Annotated in this window: 17 protein-coding genes; 13 read left to right on the top strand and 4 right to left on the bottom strand. The window is 45.1% G+C overall.

Annotation, left to right across the window (positions count from 1 at the left end; all coding sequences use genetic code 11):
* The first annotated feature begins 284 nt into the window (after window positions 1-284).
* The 5 genes from G459_RS0125700 (at window position 285) to G459_RS30515 (ending at window position 5,585) form a co-directional block, all read left to right on the top strand.
* Window positions 285-1,142 (top strand): hypothetical protein, encoded by an 858-nt coding sequence (locus G459_RS0125700; protein ID WP_157373460.1) that lies wholly within the window; start codon window positions 285-287, stop codon window positions 1,140-1,142.
* 9 nt (window positions 1,143-1,151) lie between these two features.
* Window positions 1,152-2,006, top strand: coding sequence for a glycosyltransferase family A protein (locus G459_RS0125695; protein WP_026970144.1), 855 nt, complete (start codon window positions 1,152-1,154; stop codon window positions 2,004-2,006).
* Window positions 2,007-2,078: 72 nt separating this feature from the next.
* On the top strand, window positions 2,079-3,179 hold the full coding sequence (wecB, locus tag G459_RS0125690) for a non-hydrolyzing UDP-N-acetylglucosamine 2-epimerase (RefSeq protein ID WP_026970143.1): 1,101 nt from the start codon (window positions 2,079-2,081) through the stop codon (window positions 3,177-3,179).
* A gap of 37 nt (window positions 3,180-3,216) precedes the next feature.
* Window positions 3,217-4,287: a DUF354 domain-containing protein gene (locus G459_RS28605; protein WP_051315438.1), complete on the top strand. Its 1,071-nt coding sequence runs from the start codon at window positions 3,217-3,219 to the stop codon at window positions 4,285-4,287.
* 122 nt (window positions 4,288-4,409) lie between these two features.
* A complete protein-coding gene (locus G459_RS30515; RefSeq protein ID WP_051315437.1) occupies window positions 4,410-5,585 on the top strand; it encodes a sugar transferase in 1,176 nt (391 codons plus the stop codon).
* Window positions 5,586-5,837: 252 nt separating this feature from the next.
* On the opposite strand, the gene G459_RS0125675 is transcribed toward G459_RS30515, so the two are convergent.
* Together G459_RS0125675 and G459_RS30510 are read right to left on the bottom strand one after the other, a co-directional pair.
* On the bottom strand, window positions 5,838-7,532 hold the full coding sequence (locus G459_RS0125675; protein WP_026970141.1) for a capsule assembly Wzi family protein: 1,695 nt from the start codon (window positions 7,530-7,532) through the stop codon (window positions 5,838-5,840).
* Between the two features lie 618 nt (window positions 7,533-8,150).
* Complete coding sequence (locus G459_RS30510) at window positions 8,151-8,399, bottom strand: hypothetical protein (RefSeq protein ID WP_245588255.1); 249 nt, start codon at window positions 8,397-8,399, stop codon at window positions 8,151-8,153.
* On the opposite strand from G459_RS30510, the gene G459_RS0125660 reads away from it, so the two are divergent.
* The 3 genes from G459_RS0125660 to G459_RS0125650 all read left to right on the top strand — a co-directional run bounded on the left by G459_RS0125660 (window position 8,286) and on the right by G459_RS0125650 (window position 12,754).
* Window positions 8,286-9,173: an MraY family glycosyltransferase gene (locus tag G459_RS0125660; RefSeq protein WP_245588254.1), complete on the top strand. Its 888-nt coding sequence runs from the start codon at window positions 8,286-8,288 to the stop codon at window positions 9,171-9,173. The genes G459_RS30510 and G459_RS0125660 overlap by 114 nt on opposite strands.
* Before the next feature lie 555 nt (window positions 9,174-9,728).
* Window positions 9,729-11,039, top strand: coding sequence for a hypothetical protein (locus G459_RS0125655; RefSeq protein ID WP_026970139.1), 1,311 nt, complete (start codon window positions 9,729-9,731; stop codon window positions 11,037-11,039).
* Between the two features lie 158 nt (window positions 11,040-11,197).
* On the top strand, window positions 11,198-12,754 hold the full coding sequence (locus G459_RS0125650) for a hypothetical protein (protein WP_026970138.1): 1,557 nt from the start codon (window positions 11,198-11,200) through the stop codon (window positions 12,752-12,754).
* Window positions 12,755-12,913: 159 nt separating this feature from the next.
* Here G459_RS0125650 and G459_RS0125645 read toward each other — a convergent pair whose 3' ends face one another.
* The gene (locus G459_RS0125645) at window positions 12,914-13,474 is read right to left on the bottom strand and encodes a type 1 glutamine amidotransferase domain-containing protein (protein ID WP_035457023.1); all 561 of its coding nucleotides are present in this window, start codon (window positions 13,472-13,474) and stop codon (window positions 12,914-12,916) included.
* A gap of 696 nt (window positions 13,475-14,170) precedes the next feature.
* Here G459_RS0125645 and G459_RS0125635 point away from each other — a divergent pair.
* The 4 genes from G459_RS0125635 (at window position 14,171) to G459_RS0125620 (ending at window position 20,272) form a co-directional block, all read left to right on the top strand.
* Complete coding sequence (locus G459_RS0125635) at window positions 14,171-14,497, top strand: hypothetical protein (protein ID WP_026970135.1); 327 nt, start codon at window positions 14,171-14,173, stop codon at window positions 14,495-14,497.
* 33 nt (window positions 14,498-14,530) lie between these two features.
* A complete protein-coding gene (locus tag G459_RS0125630) occupies window positions 14,531-17,911 on the top strand; it encodes a SusC/RagA family TonB-linked outer membrane protein (RefSeq protein ID WP_084454715.1) in 3,381 nt (1,126 codons plus the stop codon).
* A gap of 28 nt (window positions 17,912-17,939) precedes the next feature.
* Entirely contained in the window at window positions 17,940-19,631 is a 1,692-nt protein-coding gene (locus G459_RS0125625; protein WP_026970133.1) for a SusD/RagB family nutrient-binding outer membrane lipoprotein, read from the top strand.
* A gap of 296 nt (window positions 19,632-19,927) precedes the next feature.
* Complete coding sequence (locus tag G459_RS0125620) at window positions 19,928-20,272, top strand: hypothetical protein (RefSeq protein WP_157373459.1); 345 nt, start codon at window positions 19,928-19,930, stop codon at window positions 20,270-20,272.
* A gap of 167 nt (window positions 20,273-20,439) precedes the next feature.
* Here the strand turns inward: G459_RS0125620 and G459_RS0125615 are convergent, their stop codons facing one another.
* Window positions 20,440-21,201 (bottom strand): CHAP domain-containing protein, encoded by a 762-nt coding sequence (locus G459_RS0125615; RefSeq protein ID WP_026970131.1) that lies wholly within the window; start codon window positions 21,199-21,201, stop codon window positions 20,440-20,442.
* A gap of 271 nt (window positions 21,202-21,472) precedes the next feature.
* Here G459_RS0125615 and G459_RS0125610 point away from each other — a divergent pair, with 271 nt between their 5' ends.
* Entirely contained in the window at window positions 21,473-24,682 is a 3,210-nt protein-coding gene (locus tag G459_RS0125610) for a DUF1553 domain-containing protein (protein WP_026970130.1), read from the top strand.
* Window position 24,683 lies beyond the last annotated feature (1 nt).

The following is a 24,683-nucleotide window of genomic DNA, read 5'->3' as shown; positions in this document are numbered from 1 at the left end:
CAGTTTACTTATATTCTAGTGTGTGTTTCTTTTATTTTAAATTCCCACACCACTTTCGAAAGTTCTTAAGTTTTTATTTCTTATTCCTTATTACTTTTCTTTTTTTGATGTATTTTCATTCAAGGATTTATTCTTATCCAATTTATTTATCTATTGGATATTTTAAGAACTTCTTTCATTCTTTTTTGTTTTTTTCTGTAGCTTCATTAGTGGTAAAGGAGGATCGTTTTTTTTCAGTTTTCAATTTTCTTTTAATTTTTTTCACTTTAACATCTGGTTTTTACTTGGCTCAGCTTTTTATGCCTTCCATTAAATATTTTCTTGTTATCGAATATATATATAAAAATGGAGAGTTTGTAAATCTTATTTCGGAGGAGATATTGAAAGGTAATCCTGCGATTGGAACATTTATAAGACCTGCAAATTTGGGGAACGTTTTAGCTGTTTTCGTTCCCTTTTATTACTACCTATATACGACTTATAGGTTAAAGATAAATAGAATTGTATTTTGGACGATCTTTATTCTTTTTGTTTTTACACTAATAAATACAGGTATTCGGACTTCTTTTGTTAGTTTTGTTTTTTGTCAAGTTGGATTTATGTTGTTGATATATAGAAGGAGGCTAGTCTTTGTATTTACTGGCTTTGTATGTGCAGCTATTTTTGTTACTGTTATTTCTTCTAAGCTTAATCTCGAGTTTTATGAGAGAGGAGACTTTTCTAGCCCTCTTATGCGAGTGTTTTATTTATTCAATTATTTTGATAGTGGTAGTTCAATTGTTGAAGAATCTACACTTTCTCGTTCTTCAAATATATTTGCCTACTACGAGAGCTTTTTCTTTGGATCTGGATTTATGTCATCTGGTGGGATTGTACAAGGTATATCAAGTATAACTGACTTAACGCTGGCATTCATTTTTGTAGAATACGGATTTATTGTTTTAATGCTAAGTTTAGTGCCTTTTTCTTTTCCGGTTTTGGGAATTTTACGAACCCAGGGACGTGGACGTGAGTTTTATATTTCCTTGGTTTTATTTACCACCTTGATTTTGCAAACTATTACAGATCAAGGGCTTTTTACTAACTACTGTTCGTACATGTATTTCTTTGTTATGGCTTATTTTGGTTTTGATAGAACGTAATTATTAGATATGGATTGTAAGTTTTGTGTCATTGTCCCCGTTTACAATGAGGGTAAGTTTCTAGAGCGCTTTTTAGAATCAATTATAAATCAGTCAAAGATTCCTTCTTTAGTTGTTTGTGTTGACGATAATTCAACAGATGATTCAGCCCGTATAATTAAACGATATTCGGAAAAATTTCCATATATTTTGTATGTTTTTAATGAATCCGGGTCTTTTAAGGTTCAAGGAACTAAAGTTATAAGTGCCTTTAACTTTGGGATGACTTTCCTGAGTATTGAGGATTTTTATTTTATCAGTAAGATTGATGCAGATCTAGAGCTGCCTTTTAATTATTTTCAGACAGTCATTGATGTTTTTCAGTATAACAGTTCGATTGGCATTACCGGCGGACGAATAGTTGAACTTTCTAATGGAAGTTGGACAAAAACCACCCAAGCAAATTATCACGTTAGAGGTGCATTGAAATCTTATCGAGTTGACTGTTTCAAGCAAATTGGCGGACTTTTGCCTGTTCTTGGCTGGGATGGCTTGGATGAGATGACTGCGATGTTTTTTGGTTGGGGTACAAAAGTGTTTGATGTCGATGTAAAGCATTTTCGGCCTGCTGCATCGGATTATAATTATAAAGAATTGTGTTTTAAACTCGGGGTTGCTAATTATTGCAATGGTAGCAATTTATTTTTGGCATTTGTTCGAGCTTCTGTAAGATCTGCGCGAAAGTTAAATCTGTTTATATTCTACTATTTTTTGAAGGGGTATTTAACTGCTCAAGTAAAGAAATATCCTAAAAATGTGTCTCCGGAATTGGCCTTGTTTATAAATAGGTTTCATCTAAAGCGGATATTTGATCGATCGAATTAATAGTTTAGATGAATGTGTTTTCCATTTCCAGTTTGTTTAAGTAGGTGAGTTAAGTATATAGGAACTTAAAATATGATTAAAATTACTATTGTGGCTGGTGCTAGGCCAAATTTTGTGAAAATTGCGCCCCTGATTCACCAAATAGAAAGCCGGAAAAGTGAAGGCCGGGAACTAGATTTTAGACTTGTCCATACCGGTCAACATTATGATCAGAAAATGTCCGGTGATTTCTTTGATCAATTGACCATTCCTCTTCCAGATGTAAATCTGGGAGGTGGAGGAGGTACACAAGCCGAACAAACAGCATCAATAATGATCGCATTTGAAAAAGAGCTTTTGGATAACCGCCCCGATTTGGTGATAGTGGTAGGCGATGTCACCAGTACGTTGGCCTGTTCCATAGCGGCTAAAAAGCTGCAAATAGATGTAGCTCATGTAGAAGGAGGAATTCGTTCCGGTGACCTCACTATGCCCGAAGAGATCAATCGCATGGTTACAGATAGTATTACCGACCATTTTTTTACCACTTCTGAAATTGCAAATACCAATTTGAGGAATGCGGGAGTGTCGGAAGATCGCATCCACTTTGTAGGTAATACAATGATTGATACGCTGTTGGCCAATCAAGATAGATTGATCAGACCTACAGGGGATATTTATGATTCATTGGATTCTCAAAGGTATTTGGTGATGACTATGCACCGACCAGCCAATGTAGACGAAGGATCAAGATTGAAGGAATTAATTCATACCATCGCATCAGGCGTGGATAATCTACCTATAATCTTTCCGGTCCATCCGAGAACGGCTAAGATCTTGGAGAACATGGGGATAGACTATCCTAACTTGTACTTTTCTGCACCTTTATCGTATCTGGAATTTAATTATTTGGTAAAATATGCAAAAGGAGTAGTTACCGACTCTGGGGGTATAACCGAGGAAGCGTCTGTAATGAATGTCCCCTGCATTACGCTAAGAGATACTACTGAAAGAGCTGAAACCATCCATCTGGGGACAAATGAGTTGATAGGTACGGATCCTGATGCCGTTGCTGCTGCCCTTGAGAGGATGATGACGGGTAATTGGAAACAATATAAAGGTATTCCGCTTTGGGATGGAGGGACCTCCCGACGAATTATAGATGTTATCGAAAAGCTGTACGAAAGCAATTAGCAGATTGTAGAGGAAATTTAACTCAGGTATAAGATCAATGAAATATTTATTCCATCTGGGGCACCCCGCTCATTTTCATCTTTTTAAAAATACAATACTTTACCTGAAATCCAAGGGGCTTCAGGTCGAGATACTTATTAAAAAGAAGGACATTCTAGAAGATCTCTTGGTAAATGCGGACCTTGATTTTAAAAATATTCTGCCGGACGGGAGGAAAGATTCAAAATTCGGTATTGCTATTGGACAACTTAAACAAGATTTCAAACTCTTGATTCATTGTTTGGCAAATCGTCCTGATCTGCTGATTGGTACATCGGTGGCAATTTCCCACGTCGGGAAGCTACTCGGAATACCATCGATCAATGTAAACGAAGACGATGCCGAAGTCGTCCCTTTATATGCAAGGTTAGCTTATCCGTGGGCAGATCATATTCTTTCTCCAAATGTTTGCTCTGTGGGCAAATGGGTCGATAAGAAAATTGGGTACGAAGGCTATCATGAACTTGCCTATCTTCATCCGAATCATTTTAAGGCTGACCCGGCCATCGTAGATCAGTATTTTTCCCACAATGATAATTATTCAATTGTCAGGTTTGCAAAATTAAAAGCCCACCACGATACCGGAATTTCCGGCATTGATGTGGAATTAGCTAGAGTTTTGATTTCGAAATTAAAACTCAAAGGCAAGGTGTTTGTCACTTCAGAGATTGAGCTTCCTCAAGATTTAGAAAACTATCGTACGAGAATCAATCCGCTGGATATGCATCATGTCTTGGCTTTTGCGCAAATTTACATTGGCGACAGTCAGACAATGGCAGCTGAGGCCGGAGTATTAGGCGTGCCTTTTATCAGATACAATGACTTCGTGGGAAGAATAAGTTACCTAGAGGAACTGGAGAACAAGTATGAATTAGGGTTTGGAATTAGGCCAGGCAATCATTCTGAATTGTTAGAAAAGACAGATTTCCTGCTAAATTTGAGTGATAGAAAAGAAATCTTCCAAGATAGGAGACGGCGGATGTTGGATGAGAAGATTGATCTTGCCGATTTTTTTTCCAAATTTGTGGAGAATTACCCCCAATCTGTCGGGATATTCCGCACTGGATAACAGTGGGGGTCGCGAGGTTTACGTAAAAAACATCTTATTGTTTGCACTTATCCAAGGTTCGATGGTAGTCAAAATCCAATTTTTGCAATTGAAGTTTGAGAAATCCCACTTACTCGAAATGAATGTGGGGAAATGATCTCAATGGTACTGTTTTTGATATTTTAGAGAAAAGTCTTATGAACATTTTTACTACGGATTCTTTTTTGGAAGAGCTAATTTCTGAAGAATTAATTTCCTCTAACGAAACGTTGATTTCGGTAGACCGTTTGAAAGGTCTTATTCTTCAAGAAAAAGATAAAGAGGTAGTTTCATTCTACGCCCGACATTTAGGCAAAGATTTGAAAAACACCTATTTTTTGGCTTCTTCAGGGAATTTTGACATCTACAAGATTGAGGATGAGTATACCAATATCGTCAATTTGAGGAATATAAACAGCAGCCGGCGTATTAATAAGTTTTTGGAGGCCGTCAACTATAAGATACCAACGGGTGGAATGTACATTTCTTCGGTGGAAACTTACGCGAGCCGGAAGAAAAGGTTACTCAGGAAATATGCGTTCCCTGTTAATTATGGGGCCTATCTAGTTGACTCGTTTTTTCATCGGATCCTACCTAAGGTGAAATACACTCAAAAGATCTACTTTTACCTGACAAAAGGTAAGAATAGAATGCTCTCCCGGGCTGAGACATTTGGTAGACTGTATTCCTGTGGTTTTGAGGTTTTGGATGAATGGGCTCACAACGACATTCTTTACTTTGTTGCGAGAAAGACTGAAAGGCCGGCATTTGATACGAGTCCAACCTATGGACCTTTGATTAGATTGCGTAGGATAGGGAAAGATGGCAAGATCTTTAAGGTCTTCAAATTGAGGACGATGTACCCTTATGCGGAATATCTCCAGGATTACATCTACAAAAATAATCAGCTAGATGAGGGAGGGAAATTTAAAGATGACTTTAGAATATCCCCTCTGGGTAGATTCCTTAGAAAGTTTTGGATTGATGAATTGCCAATGATCTGGAATTTATTGAAGGGGGAGATGAAACTTATTGGAGTGAGACCATTGAGCAGACATTATTTTTCTCTATATTCTCCAGAACTTCAAAAAATGCGGACTGAGACTAAGCCAGGGTTAGTTCCACCTTTTTATGCTGATATGCCTAAGACGTTAGAGGAAATAATGGCCTCTGAGCGGAAATACCTTGAATTATATAGTCGAAATCCGATTACTACAGATATAAAGTATTTCTTTCTGATTTTCAGAAATATATTTTTGAGAGGTGCGCGAAGCAAGTAGAGGGTGCAAAATCGACAAGTTTGGCTTGGATAAATAGAGTACTAAGTCTCCCACAAATGGGAGACTTTTTTTTAGATCTCGAAAAATAGCTGAAGATTTTCCCTGGAAAATTTTAAGAAAACTCGAAGCGGATTTGAAGAAGAAAATCGGTTCTTCTAGCAGAGCTCTCACTTGCAAATCTGAAGAGGAGGAGAGCAAGGTCAATTATTTCGCCGCCACTCTCTCAGCTATTGCACCGCCTGAACTAAGGTGCTAGAAAATATAGGCTATCTTCAATTCGAAGTTGAAGTTCGAACTAACGGGACTTTTTTCTCCGAATATATTTGGATCTATGGTATCGGAAACTAGCCAGTTTTCATTTAAAGTTAGGATTCCATTCAACCCTCCTGAAAATAATAGGTGATTGTTAAAGGAGTAGTTTCCTATAATGCCGCCGGAAAAATCAACCCACGGTCTCATGTCCAGCCCAAACACGCTACCCAACAATTGGGAATGTGGATCGTACACGAGTCTCGAAACCTGAATTCCGATTTTATTTTTTTCGTTTACCTTGCTAATTGAAATTTTTTGAAGATTTCCACTCAATCCCAATCCACTTCCAAGAACTTGTCCTTTGTTGGTTAAACCATGCGTTACTTGTCCATTATAATAGATATTGATACCTCTGTCTATATCTGAATAACGAATCAACCGATTAATAGAATTTTGGGTTTGAATCATTTCCATATGTAATTCCAGGAAATTATTTGACTTAGGGAGTGTCACATATTTTGTGAATCCTAGGATGTATCCCCTGGAGTGTTCAGGATTCATGATGACGTCTCTCCAATTAAAATTATGATCATTCTTCATGAATTCACCATAAAATTCAAATTGAATCTTTGGAATAAACCACCTGAAAAATAGTGAGAAGTGTTGATCTTCACGAAGTTTAATGTTTTCTATATTTCCAACTCCGTCTTTGGGCAACGGATCAAGCAGGGGGAACCATGCCCTGAAATTATTACCCATGTCTTTTTCGTACACCTGAAAAGTTCTAGCACCCCCGATTGAAAGGCCATTAACCCATTTTGGTGAATAAGTTATGGAAAGTCCTGTAAAGTAGCGGAAGCTTTCATCGTCCCTGTTTCCTCCCAGACGGCCATCAAGATATCCGTCGCTGAAATATGGCAGTTCGGATCCCTCTAGACTTCCTGCAAAATACTCTCCTTCAAAATTGCCCAAGAACGTTTTAGCTGGTCTTGTGGTTTTAATAGTGGCATGAAGAAATCCTTCCGCGTTATCACTTAATAAAAGTGCCGTAGAGGTGCCTGGCCCCCACCAGACATTTTCAGTTGACACTCCTGCAGCAAAACTTCCAAAATCCAACATGATATTTGAATCTCCAATCAAGAATTTTTTTATGCTGCCAGTCCCATATCTTACCGGTTTATCTGTGCCAATCACATCATTACGTATTGCCTGGAAATAAGCTGAGGGTGCGTTTTTTGGATATTCTTGAAACGGCAAATTTTGGGCATAATAAACTTGAGGATATAACTGCATGCGAAGCGGACCCCATTTCAAAAATGTGCCCGCAGAGACCAATACTTGACCACCTTTTGACGGAACCGCAGCTCCATTTCCCCATCCGTATGGTCGTTTGGCGTTGTAAATTATTGTTGATTGTACGGGAAGGAGACCGATTTTGAGTTCCTTGAACAACTTCTTTCCTAGATTCGCTTTTTTGCTTGAGGAGTCGTTTACGAAGAGTGAATTCAACTCCGGAAAGGCCTTTTCTACCAAAATCGGTCTATAGTTGAATGAGAAATCAGGATTTAAATTCCCAAGGATCTGCTCTCTTCTCAAGTACTCATTTAAAACGGGAAATCCAAGAGGGATTGTCTGACAGAATCCCGAACTAAACGTAAGTAAAAATAGCAGGAAAAGTATAGGTCGGTACTTCATTTTTGGATTGTCTCTGGTGCAGGCAACAAAATTAGAACCAGATTTAGATTTGTATGCTTTTTGGAAAGAAAATGAAAAAAAATGTTGCCTTCCTGATGAAGATTTTTATCCAATTTATTTGTAGCGTTTTCTTTTAGTTTTTCGTTATGGAAGTGCTGCCAATTTTCCCCGAAGTTTGGCGAGAATACTTCGCTTTTGGATACGTAAAAGAACTGAGATACATTAAAAAACTTAGTTTATAGGAAAAGGGCGCAGACGTAGATATCGCTATGGTAGGGTTTTATCGATTTGAATTTACTTTAAAAACTTAGGATGTTGTCGAAAAAAGCTATTTTTGAAAGACATTTGGGAAGAGGGTCCGAGAAGGAACACTTTCAATTTAAGGGAGACCTTTTTATTGTCTTTATTGCTTTCAAAAAATATAGGTTCAATTTTTGCCCCAACTATTCCAGCCTCAAATCTTTCTGAACTAAATCACGTTCCATGCCATTCCTTTTTTCATTTCTCGCCTCATTTTTTGTGGGACTCAGTTTGTTTCCCGTGCTGATCAAGGTTTTTGAAAAATATGACGTTTCAGATTCCCCGGGAAGGCGAAAAATCCACAAAGTGTCTACGCCTTCAATGGGAGGTATTGGATTTATCGTTTCTTCTTTTGTGGCACTTTCTATCTGGGCTTGGCAGTTTCCAATTCCGGACATCAGGTATTTGTTGGGAGGTATAGCCGTAATGTTTTTCGTAGGCCTCAGAGACGATATGGTTGAGCTTAGGGCTTCTCGAAAGATTATTGGCCAGTTGCTGTCCGTCTTTCTGGTCGTGATTATTGGGGACATGCGAATCAGAGATCTTCAGGGTTTTTTGGGGATTCATGAGATACCTATTTTGGTGAGTTATGGCTTCAGCGCTTTTGTCTTGCTGGCGCTGACAAACGCTTTCAATCTGATCGACGGATTGGATGGTATCGCTGCCACTATCGGATCAATTACATTGGCTATTCTCGGTGGATGGTTTTATTTCCAGGGAATTGAAAGTTTGGCCGTACTTAGCTTGACGCTATTAGGAGGGGTACTCGCGTTCATGATCTACAATTGGCATCCTGCGAAGATTTTTATGGGTGATACGGGAAGTCTCACGCTGGGATTTTCTATTGGAAGCCTAATCATTGCATTTATGGAGTATAATTCGGCCCTTCCCAAAGGCGCTTTACTGAAACTAGAGCCGACCTTCTCCGCCGGTATCGTCCTGATGATCTATCCATTGTTTGATATGGCAAGGGTGTTTACAAGAAGAATTTCTCAAGGCAGACACCCAATGACTGCGGACAAAGGACACGTTCACCATTTTCTGATGAGAATGGGTTTGAAGCATGATCAAGTAGCTTTGTTGTTAGGCTTTTTGCAGATCACACTTATCTTTACAGTTTTTATATTGGGGGATTATTCTGACAATCTCGTGCTACCTATCCTTACAGTAATTGTACTTTTTCTGGGCTATTTGCTGGAAAAGATGACCTTAAAATTTGTCAGGAGGAAGGTTAGACGATCGCCCAAGATAATGGAAACCAGTTCTATAAATTCTGGACAAAGAATTAAAATCAAACTTGGTAAGCAATCTGTGGAATCCGGAAGCATGAATTTGAATTGAGTTTTCCCATCCCATAGAATAAAAAGGAAAAAGTCCATTCTTGGACTTTTTCCTTTTTGGTGATTGGAAGCGAGTTTTGTTTTTGTCCGAAGCTTTGCCGCAGGACCACGACTTGAAGACCTAGCAACAACTTGATATCAACTCCTGCCTATACGGAAAACGTTAGTTGAACCCAACGACATGGCTACCTCAAAGCCACTGCTGCGTTGGGGTTCAGTTATACATACGTCACACATACGTTGGGTTTTGTCCATATTTTTCCCAGAATGCTTTATTTTCCTAGATTTCCCAATAGTCCACTTTAAGCCGCCCCTGCCAAACTTTTGTCGCACCGACAACGCAGGATCTTCGAAAACAGCCAGTCGACGACATGACCGCACCGGTCCAATCCAACCTTCTCGTCCCAAAAAATCCCAAACATCTATCTCTAACTAGTCTTTTTTCCACCTCCAAGGGTATTCAACACGAAAAACACGCTTCCCTAAGTAAAGAAAAGTAGTCACCGGCTATGTTGTTCTTTGAAAGAAAAACCCCTTTCCTACCAAAAAGTTAAAGATGAAATCAAAGTTACTTCCCATCCTCCTGACAGGAATGACCCTCGCCACCGCCTGGGCGATCCGCGGTCAGTTTGGGCACGAGCAAGGTGCGGCATGGGCCGGGGGAATCGCTTGTATCTTTTTGATCCTGTTTTCAAACCGGAAAGAGTGGATTGCCGGAGGACTGAAAGCGGCACTTCTCGGAGCCATCGGCTGGGGTCTTGGCGGAATGATGAGCTACGGACAGCTGGTGGGTTACGGCCGGATGAATGACTATCCCAACGTCGCCTATGCTCTGCTGATGATGTTTATCGTCGGTGGGCTTTACGGATTCTTGGGCGGGGGCCTATTTGGGCTCGGCCTTCAGGAGTCTTCCTCGGGCAAAAAAGTCGCATGGCATCAAATCCTGGTGGAAATGTGTGCCGGAGCGATCATCTTCTACTACGTCGTGATTGAAGAGTTGGGCATGTTGATGACGCCGCCCCGCTCAGAAGCTTGGGCAGTATGCGCCGGCGCAGCGATTGCGTTGGCCTATTTCTGCAGTAGAAATGGCTATTCGGCTCCACTGAAAGTTGCCGTTTATTCTGGTCTGGGTGCCGGATTTGGATTCGCTTTTGGGGAATTCCTTTTGGTCTTGGGCAACGTGTCCGGGCTGAAGTTCAACTTTTGGAACATGATGGAATATTCCCTTGGATTCTTTGGAGGTATCGGAATGGCATATAGTGCACTGACAGCCAATTTTGAAATCCAGCAAACTCCCGCTGCATCGAGGTCTTCCAGTATCTCTTGGCCGGTTTTTGGACTGATGGTGTTGATCCCCTTTATCGTTTGGCACCAGAGTTTTTGGGAGAAAGATCTGCTGCCAGCCTACACCGCCGCAATGCCATCCGCACCGGAATTTTGGGCGACTATGGCAGTGGGCTTGGCATTCCTGGGCTTTTTGGCCATGCTAATCTCGGGTGTCGCTGTTTCCCGGAAGTGGAGAAGCAGCTCTGATGATAAACGTTTTGCACTGATCAAGGGGGCCGGATTGACGCTGTTTGGGATGTATATCGTCTATACGTTTCTGATTACCGGATCGTACCTGAGCCTGTATCGCCCCGAGCAATTCCTGTATCTTCTAAACCTTGGAGTAATCGTCGCCCTCATGCCTTTCTGCACGGTTGAAATTACTCCTCTTCCTGATCAACCTAAAAGAGCACTTTACCTCCTCCTTGGAATAGTAGCCGGCCTGTTGATACTTTCCGCTGTGGCGGTCGGATCGCATGAAGAACTGAAAGGAGCAAAGGGTCGGTTCGGCGAAAATGTGGATACAGAAGTGCCTGAATGAGCTGAGAAAGTCGACTGGAGAGGCAAATGCAGGTTCGCCGAGTTTTCCCTCCCATTACAAGTTGATTTGCTCTGGACACTGAGGTATCGAGGTGTAATAAAATAAAATTTGACTAGTGGCAAGATTCCATATTATCAATAAGAGATTGTGAACACACTATGAAAAAATTCCTGAAACTGTTTTCCCTCTTTATCCTAGCGATCATCTTGGTCATCGGGGGAATCTTCGTCTACAATTGGAGGGACCGGCAACCCGGATACTCCATCGACCTGAAGCTGGAAAACAAAACTCCGCAACCTCTGCTGGCGGGCTTCGCTAAAAAGGCCATCACCCCAACGATCATTGATACCTGGAACGACGTCAATGGTGACAACAAATACGACGAGGATGACGGCGACACGTTCAACGACCTGAACAAGAACGGGGAGTTCGACGCTTTCTGGATCGCCGGCATGAGCAATGCCAAACCTGCACAAGGCGTACACGATGAGGTATGGTCGCGCGTCATGGTTTTGGACGATGGGAAAAGCAGAATTGCAATGATTTCCATGGATGCGATCGGTTTTCTGCACGGCGATGTCATCGACATCAGAAACCGGATCCCAAAAGAATTAAATATTGACTATACCCTGCTTTCTTCCACCCACACGCATGAAAGCAACGATCTGGTAGGTATCTGGGGTGAAAATATCTTCAACTCCGGCGTCAGTCCCGAGATAATGGAATATGTCAAGGCACAGACCGTGGCAGCCATCATCGAAGCTGCCGGCAAACTGCGGCCAGCGAAGCTTGTATTTGCCGAAGACCTCTCAGGCAGAGACTCTGTGCTGATGAAAGACACCCGCAAGCCCATCGTCAAAGCAACTGGAATACACCTCATGCAGGTACTGGATCTGGAAAATAACCAAACGCTGGGTACGATCATCAACTGGTCTAACCACCCCGAAACACTCTGGAGCCAAAATCTTCTGATCAGTTCCGATTTTCCCCACTACGTAAGGGAAGGCCTTGAAAATGGCGTCTATAATGGAGACGAACTCATGCAGGAAGGGATAGGAGGCGTGGCGATCTATTTTTCCGGAGCGATTGGAGGCTTGATGGCTCCACATCCGTCCATCGCCATACACGATCCCTTTACTGGGACGCCGTACTCGGAACCCACTTATGAGAAGACCAAAGCCCTGGGCGATCACATTGCCCTGATGTCACTCGAGGCATTGAAGCTGAGAGGCGACACGCTGACAGCTTCCAGCATCTCGGTACGCGCAAAGACAATCTTTGCTCCCTTGGACAATATCACCTTTAAAATCGCCAGTGGGATCGGATTGATAAAGATGGGGATGCCGGAATATTTCAAATCAAGAACAGAAGTTGGCGCTATCCGTATCGGCCCGGCGATGTTCCTGAGCATCCCTGGAGAGATCTATCCTGAGATTATCTTTGGTGGGGTAGAAGCTCCTGACGGGCGTGAATTTGATATTCAGCCGATAGAGACTCCTCCGATCCAGGACTTCATCACCGACAAATACAAGTTTTATCTCGGGCTATCCAACGATGAGATTGGATACATCATCCCCAAAAGTGAATGGGACACAGGAAAGCCGTATCTCTACAATGATGAGCGCGACACATACGGCGAAGAGAATTCTCTGGGTCCGGAAACCGGGCCACTCATCTATAAATCGCTGATCGAGGTGATTAAAGATCTGAAATAATTTGGGATTTTGTCAACTGTCCACGGTCGACAGCAGTTTGGAATAGACTTTAAAACTTGGATTATTGGGCTGCTGCCGCATCGCAAATCCGTAAAAACAGAAAGGCGTATGAACTCGCAAATTCATACGCCTTTTCCAAGCGGGATCATCTTATATGCCTCACGTGCGCTGTCCAGCATGTTTTCCTTCCCTAAACTCCTCGACCAGCTTCTTGTTGAAAGCAGGCAAATCCTTGGGACTTCGGGAAGTCACCAGTCCCTGATCTACGACGACGTCTTCGTCTACCCACTGGGCACCGCTGTTTTCCAGATCTTTACGGATCGATGCGAATGAGGTAAGTGTCTTGCCTCTGGTCACCTCGGCCTCTATCAATAACTGTGGCCCATGGCAGATAGCTCCCACAGGCTTCTGGTCCTCAAAAAAAGCCCGCACAAACTCGACCGCTCCCATGTCCCGTCTCAGTTGATCGGGATTGATCACGCCTCCGGGGATCAACAAGGCGTCGAAATCCACGGGGCTGACCTCGTCAATCCGAGCATCCACGGCCACCGCACTTGTCCAATTGCCGTCTTTCCAGCCTTTGATCTCGCCTCCTTGGGGAGAGATGATAAAGGTCTCCGCACCTTCCTTTTCCAATGCCTTTCTGGGCTCCAGTAACTCCGATTCTTCAAATCCATTGGTGGCTAAGATCGCCACTCTTACGTCTTTTAGTAAACTCATGATGATAGTGGTTTAGTAAATGTTCGCCCGCTGGGGCAGTTCTCTGCCTGAGAACCTGCGGACAGGCCGCCAATACCATTCCAAGCGAGAGTAGATGCGCAATCCAGCTCCCAAAGGGGCTTTTGAGCGAATAGAGGGAGGGAAGAAATCCACAGATTGTGCCACGCGTTTCAACAGGCCGCGGGCCGCAAAAGTGGTGCGAGTTACGGCTTGTAGGTTTTTAATAGCTTTAGAGGGAAAGATGAAATTTGCCAATTCGACGGAGGGGAGCGAGCGCAAAGAATTTGTCCTGAAAACAAGTCTCGCAAGTAGGCAGCCTGTAGGGTGGGATAACTGTATTTATCAATAATACCGTAGGCATGGACGACTGCCTAGCCTGCCATTTTAAGGGTTGTTCAAATAGAGGGTATGTGCTTAAGAGATGCCATAGGCATGGCCTATTTGGGCTGGAAGAGGGGGGATTGCAAGTCATTTCAATTGGATTTGTACCCCAGAGAGGCAAATGATCCTCCCGGACGGGAAGTTTTTTTTGAAAATAAACTGCAAAATAACCGGGTCAAACGCAGGCGGCTAGCGACCTGTCTCACCCGGCAAAGTGAGTGCAGAACAGCGGAATCGTCGGTCTTAACGATTTGGTAATATTCGCCCGTAAAGGCTCTTCTGACCTTTCTAACTCCCAGTGAAACAACTTTTTACTTGATTCCATATTTTTTTAAAGCCGCGTTTTTTCTTGCCATTCCGGGTGATATCAAAAGTCCATTTAACAAAAATTATTATCCAGTAGTCTCTTTTTTAGCCCTCGAGGTATTACCTGTGAATGAGCAAGCTATGGAAAATCCAAACGCATCAGAACTAGTCAAGAAGCTGGCAAAAGGTCAAATCAGCCGTACGGAGTTTGATCTTTTTCTAAAAATGCTGGACGATAAAAAACAGGCAGAATCCCTTGATGAGGGGTTTTGGAAGCTTTTTGCTCAGTTTTTGGAAAGCCGCCGCGCTGCTGACTCGAATGATGAAAACCCCTAAAAATCGAATACACTTTAACTAACCTAAACGCTTATGAAACAAGTTAACTGCTTAATCAGGCCCAAGATCTTCCAGGGGATTTCCCTCGCTCTGGTAATGGGCTCGGTCCTTCTTACTCCTGTGGAGGGGAGGGCTTCAAACAGTCCCAATCTTTCCATGGAAGAATTTTTCCAAAGCCAAGTCGTGGTGAAGGGAAAGGTGACTTCTCAGACAGACGGACTCGGACTGCCTGGTGTTACCGTCTTGGAAAAAGGCACTACCAACGGTACCGTGGCTGACGTCGACGGAAATTATTCAATGTCGGTCAGTTCATCCAGCGCGGTACTCGTGTTTTCCTACATCGGATTCACCACGGTCGAAATACCCGTAAACAACCAGACCAGCTTAGACGTGGTCATGGCTGAAAACGAACAGGCGATGGACGAGGTGGTCGTGACTGCCTTGGGCATCGAGCGTGAAAAGAGATCTCTCGGCTACTCGGTAGGTGAGGTCGATGGCGACGCGATGAGAACCGTCACCCAGGAAAACGCACTCGGTTCACTTGCGGGTCGGGTGGCCGGTGTTCAGGTTAACCAGACTTCCGGTACAGGATCTTCTACCAGCGTAATTATCCGTGGTGCTACTTCCTTGAGCAGTGACAACCAGCCTTTGTTCGTGATCGACGGGGTGCCGGTGTCCAACTCACTGGGGAACGTAAGGTCCATGGGTGACAGAAACCAGGTAGATTACGGTAACCCTATTTCCGATTTGAGCCCAGACGATATCGAAGATATGACGGTATTGAAAGGCCCAAGTGCGGCGGCGCTTTACGGCTCCAGAGCAGGTAACGGGGTAATCCTCATCACCACCAAAAAAGGTAAGAAAGGCGAAGCGATGCGGGTAAATTTCTCCACGTCCAACGTCTTCGAAACACCTTATCGTTACCTGGATATGCACTACGAATATGCCAACGGCTCCAGAACGGACCTGCTAGATGAGCGCTCTGCTTACTGGGTAGGCCCTAAATTGGATGTCGGCAACACCGCTGTGCAGTGGAACAGTCCCCGTGACGCATCCGGAAACCAGGTTGCGACCGAACTGAAATCCTACAAAGACAACATGAAGAACTTCCTGGAGACAGGTATCACTTCTACCAATGCCTTGTCTGTTTCAGGAGCGACCGACAAAGCAGTTTACCGCTTGTCCTACTCCAATATGATCAACAAAGGGATGATTCCAAATACGGATCTGAACCGTCACAGCATCAACCTTTCCAATACCTATAACATGACTCCCAAGCTGGCTCTCAGCGCGGATATCAACCTTTCCCGCAATAAGTCTGACAACCGTCCTGCGACGGGTAACAGAGGAGCGAACCCATTGGAGGCAGTGTATGCTTGGTCTCACGTGGATATCCGCGAACTGAAGGACTACTGGGTACCAGGTCAGGAGGAAATCCAGCAGCGATCAGTATCCACACAGAACGATAACCCGTACTTCATCGCTTATGGAATCAACAACGGTTTCGTCCGTGACCGTATCTTCGGAAACATCAAGGCGGAATACAAGTTCTCTGACGCGATCAGGTCCCACGTGAAATTGACTATGGATACCTATGGCGAAGAGCGCGAAACCAAAATCCCATATTCTTACACAAGAGAAAGAAAAGGTGCTTATCACCTTCAGAATCTGAGTGGCACTGAGACCAACGTGGAATTCCTTACTTCTTACAACAAGAAATGGGAAGGTTTCAACTTGAATGTCAGCGCGGGTGGTAACGTCATGAGGCAGCACTATACCGATAGCTACATGGGCAGCAAGACTAACGCAGGTCTGATCGTACCTGGTCTTTACAGAATCAGCAACATTGCAAGTACAGGTTTGAACTACAGCAACGGTTCGTCTGAAAAAGCAATCTATTCCGTATTCGGTGTGGCTTCCTTGGGTTTCAAGGATCAATTGTATGCGGATATCACCGCCAGAAATGACTGGTCCAGTACTTTGCCTGCAGAGAACAGATCTTACTTCTATCCATCGCTTTCTTTGAGCTGGCTGGCCAATTATACCTTCAATCTTCCTGAGAGCATCTCCATGCTGAAGTTGAGAGCAGGTATAGCACAGGCTGGTAACGATACCTATCCGTATGCGTTGGAGCAGCAGTTGGGAACCGGCAGCTGGGGTAGCTTGATCACTACCAACTATCCAGGTACCTTGCTAAACCCTAACCTGAAGCCTGAAATCAACACTTCAAAGGAATTGGGCTTGGATATGAATTTCCTGAATAACAGAATCCGTTTCGAAGCTACTTACTACTACCAAAAGAACGAAAACCAGATCCTGAGTATTCCTACTCCTGAATCTTCTGGGTACTCTCAGAGACAGGTTAACGCAGGTTTGATCTCCAGCCAAGGTTGGGAAGTTCAGATCGGAGCTACTCCGATCCAGAAGCCAAACGGTCTGACTTGGGATTTGAACTTGAACATCACCCGCAACAGAACCAAGCTTGAGTCATTGACTGAAGGGATGGAATTCATCACCCTTTGGGAAGATAATGGCGGTGGCGCCAGCACTTATGTAGGCGGTCAAATCGGTGATCTTTGGAGCCGTGGTTTTGCTACAGTGGAAGACAAGAACTCCCAGTACTATGGATGGCCGATTCTTTCCGAAAACGGAGAGTGGATCAACCAGAACGGTAGAGAGGACAGAAGAAAGGTGGGTAACTTCAACCCCGACGCGATGCTTGGTTTCCAAACCAGCCTGAGCTATGGCAGATTTGTGTTGGCAGCCAGCATCGATACCCGTATCGGTGGTGATTTCATGTCATTCACTTATAGATATGCTGAGTCTGACTGGAAATCCGGAAGACAAAAGGATATGCTGATCCCAGGTGGAAACTACAGCGAACAAGAACTCATCGACTTGCTGAAGTCTGATCCGGGCAGATACATCATTCCTCAAAACGGTGCATTCCCTAGAGTGGGTGGATATGATGCCTCCGAAGGTGGATTGGCGGTCAATCAAGGGCCGGCTGGCACAGACGGAGCCTTTATTCCGGGCGTCATTATGGGAGAAAACGGTGAATACATCGAGCACCTCGGCGGTGAGGGTACCAACATCTACCCGATCTCCGACACCTATCCTTGGAGCTACAACGAAGCGATTACTTTTGATGCCTCATTTATCAAACTTCGCGAGCTTTCCTTGGCTTACACGCTGCCTAAAATCAAAGGATTCCAGAATGCAAGCGTCTCAATTTTCACCCGTAACCTGATGCTTTGGACTAAAGCTGATGTGGGTATCGATCCAGAGAGAGCATTCCAGTTGCAAGCTTCCAAGCAAGGTGACTCAGCTAACTTGTTTAGACAAGGTATTGAGCTTCAAAACGTGAACCCTTGGACCATGCCTTTGGGCTTCAAGTTCAACGCCAACTTCTAATCCACTCGCTCAATAAATAAAAGAGACTATGAAAAATTGGATAAAACATACCAAAGTACTTTCGCTCGCTACGCTGATAGCATTTGCTGGCTGCGAAAGTTTAGATGAGATAAACAACAACCCCAACGGGGTGTCTCCGGCTGACGCTAACGTGAACATGCTGATGCCTACTGTGATGGTAGGAGCAGCAAAAAACATGAACAACCTCGGATATCAGGATATCGCCGGCGTAGTTCAACACACGCAAAAAGACGGCTGGTTTAGTGGCCACAACAGTTACGACTGGTCACCCAGCGACTGGAATGGTTACTACGGTCTTTTGAGAACCAATGAATTCCTGATCAAAAGATCAGAAGAAGTCGGTTCAGATTTCCACAAAGGCATCGGTCTGACCATGAAGTCCTTCCTGTTTGGAATGGTGACGGACCTCTGGGGAGATGCACCTTACACGTATGCCCTTCAGGGTTCCAAGTCGGAACTGGATTATCAGTTTCCGATCTATGATTCTCAGGAAGTGATCTACAAAGGAGTGATTGAAGACTTGAAGGCTGCTGCTGCGATCTTTGCAAGCACATCTTCGGAGAGTGTTATTCCTCAGTATGACATCTATTTCGGCGGAAATGCAGCCCGTTGGGAGAAATTTGCCAACTCATTGCTGTTGAGATATTACATGAGAATCTCCGACAAATTGCCAGAGATCGCCAAGCCAGGGATCGAAGCAATCTATGCTTCGGGCAATTACCTGACCGATGCGTCTGATGATGTCGTGATGGCTTACCTCGGTGCTTCTGCGGATGATTCCTGGCCGACAGCGGCTTCGTATGATGCCGGTTCTAACTTCAGAAGATTGAAGCCAGCAAACACCTTGCTGGACCCAATGTTGCAAACCAACGATCCAAGAGTAGAGGTTTGGTTCAGACCGGTTCACTGCCGATGGGTGGAGGACAAGACGCTTACAGTAGCGACTGATCCTTTCATCCGGAAGAATGGCGTGATCCAAGATGGAGTTGTTTCTCTGGGCGATGAGCAATATTTGGAGGAAATCGCTGCAGGCAACACATTCACCCGTCACTATAATCCGGATCTATTGGGTTATGAACTGGACACCAGAGAGTACGTAGGCGTGCCGACCGGATTGATCAATCCATCGGCACATAACCTGAACCCAACTCCGGGTCAGCAATTGGAAAACCAGCACGTTTCCCAGATTGGCGATGTCTACCGATTGGCAAAGCATGATCTGCTGAAAGCCAGACTCATCTCTACGGCTGAGGTAAGCTTTATCTTGGCAGAAGCTGCCACCAAAGGATATTCTGTAGGAGATGCGAAAACTCACTATGAAAACGGGATCAAAGCTTCCCTGAAGACCTGGGGTGTGTCAAATGGCTATGATGCTTATATCGCTCAGCCTGGGGTAGCGTTCGACGGTACAGCTAAGCAAATCCTGACCCAAAAATGGATTGCCAGTTGGACTTCCGCTACCGAAGCATGGTTTGACTACAGACGTACTGGGTTCCCTGATTTCAAGACAGGTCCTGCTTCTATGGAGCCAGTGATGCCAGTGAGATTCCCTTATGGCAACAATGAACTGAACTTCAACGCTGAAGAAGTTGAAACTGCCGTAGGCCGTCTGGAAGTATCCCAGTATGGTGCGGAGATCGGTCCAAACAACCAGTGGGCTAAGCCTTGGATCATCCAGGGTACCAACAAGCCTTGGTAAGATTCCAACGGGTTAAACGACCGGAACAGTTTAAACAGGTTTAGTTAGTGAAAGACACCGGGGGAGATCTTCTTCCCCGGTTTTTGTTTTGGAGGGTTTGAACTTGAAAAAAAGAGATGCCTTTGTGTGGCAAAAAGCCATCGATACTTTAAGGTCTGCCAGAGCTATGAAAATCCAAAATCGAAAAGGTTAACCAGATAGGTGCAGCCGTTGAACTATGCGATTTGCAGATAAATCTAAAAACCATATCTTGATTCCATCAATTAACCTATCCCAAAAACTTAAAACCTTTTGAAATGATGAAAACAGTTATGCTGATCGGGCTTTTTATGATGTCCGCAATCACACTTGCAGAAGATGTCACTGGCCGCTGGACCGGAATGATCATGGATCAGTTTGAAGTCGTCTATGATTTTACGCAGGACGGCGAGAAACTGGCGGGCACCACTGTCGGCCCTGATGGCACCAAGATCAATATCACCAATGGAATGATCAAAGGAGAGGACATTTCCTACACCATCAATGTGATGGGGGGAGATATGCCGGTCAGGGGAAAAATAGTTGGAGATACCATGAAGCTGACTTTTTCAATGGACGGAAACGAGATTCCTTTTGAATTGAAGAAGCAGGCCAAAAAGTAATTTGGCCACCTGGGCTGTGCCTGTCCACCGTGTTGGATAGCTGGTTCTGGCACAAAAGTCATGCGGCGGTCTCGATAGTGGGACCGCCGTTTTTTTTATTTGGATGAAGGGAAAGATTTTTACAGGCGTGATAGCACACTCTGCAGAGAATCTTCGTCAGTATACAGTTACCTTACCCTACCAAACCCCAAGACTTTATCCAGCCTCGTTTTGACATAGGCAAATCCGGCAACATTCGCAGCTTTGTTTCCTTCAATCGTATAGATAAATCCATCTCCATAGTGATGTAAGATACCGATATGGCCTTTTCCGGATGGTAAACTTACCCGCCACCAGGCTACGATATCTCCAGGCTGAGGCAAAAAGCCATCTTCAGTTCCGAGAAAATGCATGCCTTTGTTCTTAAACTGGTTGAAAATATCCCTGGCGCCGGCAGAATACCGGAATGGCATCTTCGCTTTGTCACCCCCAACGGCCTGTAAGAAACACCAACTTACAAAACCCGCACACCAGCTGTCTCCTTCTCCTAGTCCAGCAGGTTGCATATACTTTTTTACCCACATTCCCCTGTTATTACCTCCGATTTCCCCGGCTTCGGCCTTCAGCTCTTCAATGGCAAATTGCAAGGCGAGCCTTCCCATGGGATGGCCTCCTTTGTCCAGCCCTGGCATAGTAGTAAAATTAGTATCCGTGAACGCGATCTTGGTACGGGGATTTTGAAGAGCCCAAAGGGTAATCTCCCCAACCTTTCCGTCGATCTCCAAGGGGGTTCCATTCTTGTCCAGGTGTCCAGCCTGAAAGGTTCGGACGGCATTGAAGGTGGCAGTGTCGAAAACACCGGTTATCGGCACATTGAAGTCCAACTCCTGGAGTAATAACTGCAGTGCACTTACGTCTTGTCCGGCGCTGCCTTTTTTTAAAAGTCCCATAGTGTAGGTGTTTAGAATTAAAATAGTGTTGTTTAAAAATGAGGTCTAAAGTATTGAAAAATAGTTGGTTGTATAAATTAATCTTTATGATTATCCGCAAGTATACCACTGACCTAATTTCCTTCGATTTATGGCTGGAAGACTGATAACCGAAATGGCGCGATTTTGAATTTATTATCCCTTTTTGAATACACACTACCCACAATACCCGACACCCCATGTGGGATAATCCCTGAAATTCCAGTAGTTTAAGGCTACATTGAATGTATTGATGAACGCCCGATTACTGAGTTTGCTTCCCCTGTTTTTGCTGCTTTTTTCTTGCAGTCCTGACCTCCCGGAGGAGGTACAGGTGGCGTATGACGAGCTGCCGGAAGCCGTCGATTTCAATATCCACGTCAAGCCGATCCTTTCGGACAAATGCTTCGCCTGTCACGGACCTGATTTGGCTGCACAAAAAGCCGGACTCAGTCTCCATGACCCTGAGATGGCCTTTGCCGGACTGAAGGAATCCCCGGGCAAATTTGCCATCAAGCCCGGCAACCTGAACAACAGCGAGCTCTTTCACCGGATCATTTCCGACGATGAGGAGTACCGCATGCCTTCCATTGAATCCAATCTGACCCTGACTCCAAGGGAAAAAGCAATCCTGATCAAGTGGATTGAAGACGGTGCGGAATACAAACCCCACTGGGCTTTTATCGATCCCCAAGAGCAGGATTTGCCTAAAGTAAGCGATAAGTCTTGGGCCAAAAATCCCATCGACCGCTTTGTTTTAGCAAAATTGGAGGCAGAGAAAATCCGGCCTTCTCCCGAGGCCGACAAAGAAATCCTGCTGCGAAGGCTGAGTCTGGACTTGACGGGCTTGCCTCCAAGTCTGGCGGAGATGGACGTCTTTCTCGCAGACCAATCCCCGGATGCTTACGAGAAGCAGGTGGATCGACTGCTCGATTCCCCGCACTACGGGGAAAAGATGGCGATGCACTGGATGGATATCGCGCGCTTTGCGGACACCCATGGCTATACCGTGGACCGCTACCGGGATGCTTCCCCTTATCGCGACTGGGTGATCCGGGCTTTTAACCAAAACCTGCCTTACGACCAGTTTGTCACCGATCAGTTGGCTGGAGATCTCCTTCCCAATCCCAGCAGAGACCAATTGATCGCCACGGCTTTCAACCGGATTCATCCCCAAAACATGGAGGGCGGAATCGTGGAGGAGGAATTTCGGGTGGAATATGTGGTGGACCGCACGAGTACCATGGGGCAGGCGTTTATGGCCTTGACTTTGGGCTGCGCCCGCTGCCACGACCATAAGTATGACCCGATTTCGCAGAAGAATTTCTTCGAGCTGAGCAGTTTTTTCAACCAGGTGGATGAGGCAGGGCAGATTTCCTGGGACGATGCCATGCCTGCGCCGACGATGTTTTTGACCGATACGGAAAAGGACAAGATGCTGGCTTATCTGCTTTCGCAGAAAGAAAACCAAGAGGCAGCTTTGGAGCAAGTAGCAAAAGAACAGGAAGCTGCCTTTCAAGCCTGGCTGAATGCCAAGTCTTACCAAAAAGAAGCCAACCGGGAGTATCCTGCTAGTCGGGTGGCATTTTTCACCTTTGACCAAAAGGCCATCCAAAATCAACTCAATCCCTCCCAAAAAGGGATGATGGAAAGCAGTGAGGTGACAAACCAGGTTCCGGATTATGTGGATGGATTAAGAGGAAAAGGTGTGCAACTCAACGGCGACATGTGGCTTAATATGGGCGGAGCGGGCGTTTTCTCCAGAAATGAGCCTTTCTCGGTCAGCATTTGGGTCAACATTCCCAAAACCCTGACCCACGGAGCGATCTTTCACAAGGGTTCCGGCGCTGTCCTGTACAATTGGCGGGGCTATCACCTTAGCCTGAAAGACAACCGGCTGGAGTTGCTCATGGCCCATACCGCTCCCTACAATGCCATCACCAAAGTCACTGAGCAGGATATTCCCCGGGACCAATGGGTGAATCTGGTCATGACCTACGACGGATCTTCCAAAGCAAAAGGGCTGAAGGTCTTCCTGAACGGGGCCGAAATGTCCACCCAAACCACCCACGATAACCTGTACAAGGACATCCTCTTCAAAGGCGGACAGCCGGGTTTGCAAGTCGGTGCGGTCTGGAGGGGAAAAGGCCTGAAAGACGCCATCGTGGATGAAGTCAGTGTTTACGACCTCGAACTTTCCCCCTTAGAAATCCGGCAGATTTCGAAACCGGAAGTTTATAAATCCACCCTAGGCAAAGTTGCCGATCAATTCGCAGCTTCCGAAAGGCAGGACTTGAAAAAACTGTATCTCAACAACCATTCTTTGGCCTATCGAGAAAAGCTGAAAGCGGTTATTGCCCAGAGAGAAGCATATTCCGACTCGGTGGAGGTCATTCCTGAGATGATGATCATGCGGGACAAAGCCGAAAAGCGTCCCACTTATATCCTGACCCGGGGAGAGTACAACCTGCATGGTGAAGAGGTCTTCCCGAATACACCGGAAAGCGTTCTGCCTATGAATCCGGATCTGCCCAGAAACCGCCTGGGACTGGCCCAATGGCTGACTTCGCCTGAAAACCCATTGACTGCAAGAGTGGCCGTCAACCGGTTTTGGCAGAATTACTTTGGTAAGGGTCTCGTCGCTACCTCGGGGGATTTTGGGAATCAGGGCCAACTGCCTTCGCATCCGGAATTGCTGGACTGGCTGGCTTTGGAGTTTCAGCATTCGGGTTGGGATGTAAAAGCCATGCAGCGCCTGATCCTCACCTCGGCAACTTACCGCCAAGCCTCCATCAAGAGACCGGAATTGGAAGAAAAAGATCCGGAAAATGTCCTGCTGGCCCGAGGCCCGATGGTTCGCCTGTCCGGGGAACTTATCCGCGATAATGCACTTGCGGCCTCTGGTTTGTTGAATCCCGAGATCGGAGGAAAAAGTGTGTTTCCCTATCAGCCGGAGGGATTGTGGAAAGTGAACGGAGGAAATTACGTGCAAAGCACGGGTAAAAATCTTTACCGCAGGAGCATGTACACGATCTGGAAACGTTCGGTTCATCACCCGACTTTGGCCATCTTTGATGCTCCGGACCACAGCGTTTCGGTCAGCAAGCGCCAGGAAACGAATACCCCGCTTCAGGCTTTGGCTTTGCTCAACGACCCGACTTTTGTGGAAGTTTCCAAGGTATTGGGCGAGCGGATGCTGGTTTATCCGGAAATCTCCGAAGCGATAAAAACCACTTTCCGCAAGGTGACCGGAAGAAATCCACACCCGAAGGAACTTGAAATCCTGCTGGATCTGAGAGAAAATGAATACCGTAAATTCTCCGCTGATCGCAACAAGCTGAAAGGCTGGCTGGAAACCGGTGAATACCGGATAGATCCGGATTTGGACCCGGTCCAAGTAGCGGCCAATGCGGTTACTGCCAGTGCAATTATCAATTCAGATGCAGCCCTAACCAAGAGATAAG

Origin of the sequence: Algoriphagus terrigena DSM 22685, assembly GCF_000429445.1 — a bacterium.
GTDB classification, from domain to species: domain Bacteria; phylum Bacteroidota; class Bacteroidia; order Cytophagales; family Cyclobacteriaceae; genus Algoriphagus; species Algoriphagus terrigena.
Note: the sequence above shows the minus strand (reverse complement) of the source record. Positions and strands in the feature narration are given on the sequence as shown.

Excerpts from the sequence above, each read along its gene's own strand:
- G459_RS28605 (WP_051315438.1), top strand. The coding sequence starts at position 3,217 with ATGAAATATTTATTCCATCTGGGGCACCCCGCTCATTTTCATCTTTTT.
- G459_RS0125615 (WP_026970131.1), bottom strand. The coding sequence starts at position 21,201 with ATGGGACTTTTAAAAAAAGGCAGCGCCGGACAAGACGTAAGTGCACTG.
- G459_RS30515 (WP_051315437.1), top strand. The coding sequence starts at position 4,410 with ATGTGGGGAAATGATCTCAATGGTACTGTTTTTGATATTTTAGAGAAA.
- G459_RS0125645 (WP_035457023.1), bottom strand. The coding sequence starts at position 13,474 with ATGAGTTTACTAAAAGACGTAAGAGTGGCGATCTTAGCCACCAATGGA.
- G459_RS0125625 (WP_026970133.1), top strand. The coding sequence starts at position 17,940 with ATGAAAAATTGGATAAAACATACCAAAGTACTTTCGCTCGCTACGCTG.
- G459_RS0125695 (WP_026970144.1), top strand. The coding sequence starts at position 1,152 with ATGGATTGTAAGTTTTGTGTCATTGTCCCCGTTTACAATGAGGGTAAG.
- wecB (WP_026970143.1), top strand. The coding sequence starts at position 2,079 with ATGATTAAAATTACTATTGTGGCTGGTGCTAGGCCAAATTTTGTGAAA.
- G459_RS0125655 (WP_026970139.1), top strand. The coding sequence starts at position 9,729 with ATGAAATCAAAGTTACTTCCCATCCTCCTGACAGGAATGACCCTCGCC.
- G459_RS0125610 (WP_026970130.1), top strand. The coding sequence starts at position 21,473 with ATGAACGCCCGATTACTGAGTTTGCTTCCCCTGTTTTTGCTGCTTTTT.
- G459_RS0125620 (WP_157373459.1), top strand. The coding sequence starts at position 19,928 with ATGATGAAAACAGTTATGCTGATCGGGCTTTTTATGATGTCCGCAATC.
- G459_RS0125660 (WP_245588254.1), top strand. The coding sequence starts at position 8,286 with ATGGTTGAGCTTAGGGCTTCTCGAAAGATTATTGGCCAGTTGCTGTCC.
- G459_RS30510 (WP_245588255.1), bottom strand. The coding sequence starts at position 8,399 with ATGAATCCCCAAAAAACCCTGAAGATCTCTGATTCGCATGTCCCCAAT.
- G459_RS0125650 (WP_026970138.1), top strand. The coding sequence starts at position 11,198 with ATGAAAAAATTCCTGAAACTGTTTTCCCTCTTTATCCTAGCGATCATC.
- G459_RS0125675 (WP_026970141.1), bottom strand. The coding sequence starts at position 7,532 with ATGAAGTACCGACCTATACTTTTCCTGCTATTTTTACTTACGTTTAGT.
- G459_RS0125630 (WP_084454715.1), top strand. The coding sequence starts at position 14,531 with ATGAAACAAGTTAACTGCTTAATCAGGCCCAAGATCTTCCAGGGGATT.